The following is a 5,078-nucleotide window of genomic DNA, read 5'->3' on the forward strand; positions in this document are numbered from 1 at the left end:
AGAGCTGCAGCAGCTTCCGGGTGGAGAGCTGCAGCAGCTTCCGGGTGGGATTTTAGTACCCGCTGGTTTGACGCGTCGGGCAAGCTTGCCACTATACAAACAACTGATCTTATTCCTGTTGATTTGAATTGTTTGATCTATAACCTCGAACTTACCATTGCTCACTGCTACCAGCAAAGCGGTAATTTAAAACTATCCAGGTTATACCAGGCAAAAGCTGATAAACGGAAAAAAGCGATATTAAAATACTGCTGGAACGCAAAAACCGGCTGGTTTGATGATTATAACCTGCGGCTAAAGCAGTTATCAACTGTACCTACCCTTGCAGCAGAATTCCCGCTGGAATTTAAAATTGCTACAAAGGAACAAGCCAGACTTGTAGCCGAAGGATTAAAAAACAATTTCCTGAAACCGGGCGGACTGGTTACAACGCTTAATTTTTCGGGCCAGCAATGGGATGCACCCAACGGCTGGGCGCCTTTACAATACCTAGCCATTGATGGTTTAGAAAATTACCATTACAACGCCCTGGCAAAAGAAATTGCTACCCGCTGGTTAAGGTTAAACATCCGTGTGTTTAAACAAACCGGCAAACTGTTGGAGAAGTATAATGTGGTTGATACCAAATTAACAGCCGGCGGCGGCGAGTACCCTCTGCAGGATGGTTTTGGCTGGACCAACGGGGTATTGCTCCATCTTATAAACCGTTATCATTTTGACCCGGCGCAGGAATCAAAGAGTTTACCAGAGAATCAGAATTAAACTTCGCATCAAAAACYTCTGTAGCTTAATAGTCCTGAATTGCGAAATTCGGCGACGGGTTATGAGAAGAATAGCTGCCATAAACCATACTTAGGAAGTTTTAAAACTTCCTAAGAGTCTGTCTAAAAATGATTTAATAATATTTTTAGACTTCTAATGAAGCACATATTCACGCGTCAATGCGAGGCACGAAGCAATCCCCACCTTACAGGGTAGCTTTGCAAATCCGATCTGCATAGTTTGGGATTGCTTCGTGCCTCGCAATGACGGTTCGTTTTTTATTTTTAGACAGCCTCTAAGTATTTATAAATTTAAAAAAAACTCTTACTTAATTGTATAGTTCTGCCTGTTTACCCCGACACCGGTAATTTTTAATGACTTCCAGTTGGATGGCAGCTTGCTTTTAACCTGTACAATACCGGTTGGCGTGATATCCAAACCGCCGAAACCCATTAGTAAACTTTGAATGATACCACCTGCGCCTGTGGCAAAATAGGGGTTTGTACCTCCCTTAGTCTCCGCAATAACCCTGAATGGCGGGTTAAGGTTTGGCTCATAAGCATCCTTAAAAAAATGGTAAGCTTTATCGCCATTACCTATACGTGCATATAGTAAAGCAAAAACAGCTTGCGTCATAGCTGGCGTTCCTTCGTTCGGTACGCGGGTTTCATAATATTCCAGGTCCTTTTTTATTTGGGCAGGATCTGTTATTGTTTTAAGCGGATAGGCCAGCAGATTTACATCGGCTTGTTTTATGCCTTCGCCGTTATAGCTGGCATACTCGCGGGTTACGCCATTATCCAGTTTAAGGATCGGGATATTCTGAGCAACTACCTGCCAGTCGGCATCAGCTTTCTCGCCTAATATTTTAGCAGCTGCAGTCGCGTTTTGCAGGTTGGCCTTTGCAGCGGCATTGGTAAAAGCATTGTTATCAATGTTTTCGGCCCACTCGTCAGCAGCTACCACATTTTTAATGTCATACCGGCCCGGGCCATTGCGCTCTACCCTGCTTGCCCAAAAATCGGCAGTTGCAGATAGTATGGGCCAGCCTTTTTCGCGCAGCCATTGTTTATCCTGCGTTACACAATAATAATTCCAGGCAGCCAGGGCAACGTCGGCAGTTATATGGTGTTCAAACGGACCGCTCAATGCCCAAACCGGTGTTTCCTCTACCCCGCTATCAGCACTCTCCCACGGAAACATAGCTCCTTTGAAACCATGAGAAAACGCATTTTTACGGGCAGCATCCAGTCGTTCAAACCTATATTCAACCATTGATTTAGCAATTTCGGGGTGTAGTACCAGCATTGCAGGGTACATCCAAATATCGCTATCCCAAAAAACGTGGCCATTATAACCCAGGCCCGAAAGCCCCATTGGTGAAGGTGAATAAGCTGCACCTGCACGCGAGAATGAGTACAGGTGATAAAGCATACTGTGCACATCCTGCTGTGCCTGGGCATCGCCCTCAATTTGAATATCACTGGCCCACAAATCGTCCCAGGCCTTGTTATGAAATTTTATCAGGCGGTCGCGACCCTCCAGTTTGGCAAAAATTGTAAGGCGCTCGGCCTCGTTCAAGGGATCGGCATGGTGGGCAGATGTTATTGATGAACCAGTTACAGCGTATTTATAAGTTTCGCCCGCGGCAACAGCTTTGCTGAATTTCATCAGGTGCATGTTATTATCCCACATTTCGTGAATAATGCGGGGTTCCTGCCCATGCGGTTCATTAAACAAAAACGAGGTGGAAGCGCATAGTTGCATTTTACCTGTTGGGCTTTTTGCAGTTGATGTTAAAAGGCTGATGGTAACATGCGGGCGATCAATTTCATTGTAATAGTTCTGTACCTCCTTCAACGCGTCGGGCGCTTCCATCACGCTCGCCGATGTAATATTGATTGCTTTTTTGGCTGTAACCGATACATCCATCAAAACAGTGAATGGCAGCTGGCGCAGCGAATAATAGGTATATTTTATAGCAGCCTTATCACCATAATCAAATGTGGTGGTAAAGGCGGCATGCTGCATATCCAGCTCCTGTTTAAAATTACTGATGTTTTTTGCGTCGATACGTTTACCATCAATCTCCAGGTACATATTAAGCAGGTTAAAGCTGTTTAAAAAATTGCTAACCCGGCCACGGCCATAAAGATCATAGGCACCAGCCAATACCACATTTTTTACCTTAAAAGGCTCCGGTGCCGATACAATACCGATCATCCCATTGGCTACAGTGATCCCGTAATAGTTGGCCGGGTCAATTTTATCAGCCTTAACAGTCCAGGGATCAATAGTTTGAGCGTTTACTATAAATGGATTACATAAGGTTAGCAATAAGAACCATTTTGATAGTCTTTTCATATAAAATGCGGTTTAGTAGTAAATAAATGGGCCATCGTTGCCGGTAAAATTCGGAGACGCTGAGGGAGAGTATGACGTTTTAAAAGGTTTGTCATCCTGAACGCAGTGAAGGATCTATTCGCAGACTGTACAGGGCGAAGATGCATGGCGAATAATAGATGCTTCACTGCGTTCAGCATGACAAAAAGTTTTTTTTTCAAACACTATTTAATTTCCAGTTGAAGCTTTTTCGCCACCAGCTGCCCTATTTCGGCCCCTTGTTTATTGCCTGTTATGCAGGCATTTTTAAAGTGGATACCACCGTAAACCCTGGACATTGCCGCCGATTTTGCCGCCTCTCTAAATGATTTAAAAGATAAAGGGGCAATCCCAAATTCCATTTCGGATGAATCCGTGTATGCAAAATTATCACCAAACCTGCTGGTAAGTACTTCGGCAGCCGCAGATGATATTACGGCGTGCCCGCTGCTGTATTCAGGAAATGGCGGTGTTTGGATGTATGGGCGCCAGTCGGCATTAATGTACTTGATGATTACTGTTTCGGGCCTTACATAGTTTGACCRGTACTTTAAATACCAACAATTGATAAAGCCATCAAACAAGGCAATAGCTGTTTCGGCGTATACACTAACGGTGGTATTAAAATCAAGCTTTTTGGCCCGTGTTACCGTACCGGTAATATTCATCCAGTGACCTCCCGGCGAAAACTTTTTAGTGGCAAACATAGCGTGCCCCACTACATTGAGCTTAAAGGCATTATCATCCCAAAAATCGGCCTCGTGTTTTTGCTCTTTGGTAAGGCTGTCAACCGTTTGCTTTACCTCAACCGCCTGCAGGTAAAATTTACTGTTCTTATTTTTTATATCGAACACCGGCGGATCTGGCGGTATAAATTGTGCGGTGGAATCAAGTATCATGGGCCTTATCTCGCCCCAATGCGCCTCTAAAGCCTGGGCATACATGGGTGGTGTCGGGATCCAGCGGCCATCCTGCTGCTTTACAGTATATTTACTTGCCGACCGGGTTTTTAAATAGTTATCGCCCTTGCTCCACTTCATAATAAATTTAGCTACTTTATTAGCATAATTTACCGATCCCTCAAACAAATCATCGGGCATGCCGGCGTCTTTAGCCTTTTGTTTTAGGCCATCAACATACTGATCCATACTTCCCTCCGGAAACGTTACCGCATTACCCACATAACAAAATGCTAATAAGGATGCAAACTGGTAATCAACAGTAGTATCTTTTGATGGTAACGGTGTTGGCGGCAGGTGTTTTATCTGCCCCGATAACGACCTGAAATGTTTGGGGTCGCCTGCGGCAATAACCTGGTAGGCAGCTATGTTGGCATACACATAATTACGTGAAGCGGTAACCGGCGGAAAGTTGTTTTCCAATACAATATCATTCAGTTTTTTTACTGTAACGCGGTATAATTCAGGATCATGCAAAACTTTTTGGTAGTCGGGCTTTTTACAGGAGGCGAATAAAAATAACATTCCTGCAATACAAAATAGAAAGAGTCTCATAATTTTAAACATAGGTTAAAAGCAAACGGAATATCGGGGCAAAATCCGCTGGTTTTTATATTGGATCAACAGCCAATATAGGCTTTTTTACGATATCCATCAGCATATAAATTTTTGTTTTTTGACATAGATTCCACAAAGCTATTGCTCCTCTGAAGCAGGGGCTACAGTAAAGTTGTGTATAGGTATTGTTGGCAGACATAGCGGGTAATATTCAATAAGTTGAGCTCCTCCGGAGCTCTAAAATCAAATTATATTTTTTTCTACAAAGCTTTTGCTCCTCTGGAGCAAGAACTACGCATTATTCATAAAAATTCTACAAAGCTGCTGCTCCTCCGGAGCACGAACGCAGTACTATTCATAAAAAATCCACTTGCTTACATACATTCCACCATCTGAACTATATGATTTATTTAAATG

Annotated in this window: 3 protein-coding genes; 1 reads left to right on the forward strand and 2 read right to left on the reverse strand. The window is 43.5% G+C overall.

What is annotated here, in order from left to right:
* The coding region (locus AC1DPZ_RS21570) for a trehalase family glycosidase (protein WP_477407310.1) at positions 1-762 on the forward strand (762 nt) is incomplete at its 5' end.
* Between the two features lie 324 nt (positions 763-1,086).
* Here AC1DPZ_RS21570 and AC1DPZ_RS21575 read toward each other — a convergent pair.
* Both AC1DPZ_RS21575 and AC1DPZ_RS21580 read right to left on the reverse strand, forming a co-directional pair.
* Positions 1,087-3,126, reverse strand: coding sequence for a glycosyl hydrolase family 95 catalytic domain-containing protein (locus AC1DPZ_RS21575; RefSeq protein ID WP_477407312.1), 2,040 nt, complete (start codon positions 3,124-3,126; stop codon positions 1,087-1,089).
* 203 nt (positions 3,127-3,329) lie between these two features.
* Complete coding sequence (locus tag AC1DPZ_RS21580; RefSeq protein ID WP_477407315.1) at positions 3,330-4,628, reverse strand: vanadium-dependent haloperoxidase; 1,299 nt, start codon at positions 4,626-4,628, stop codon at positions 3,330-3,332.
* Between the last annotated feature and the right edge of the window lie 450 nt (positions 4,629-5,078).

This window comes from Mucilaginibacter sp. P4_G9 (assembly GCF_056400985.1).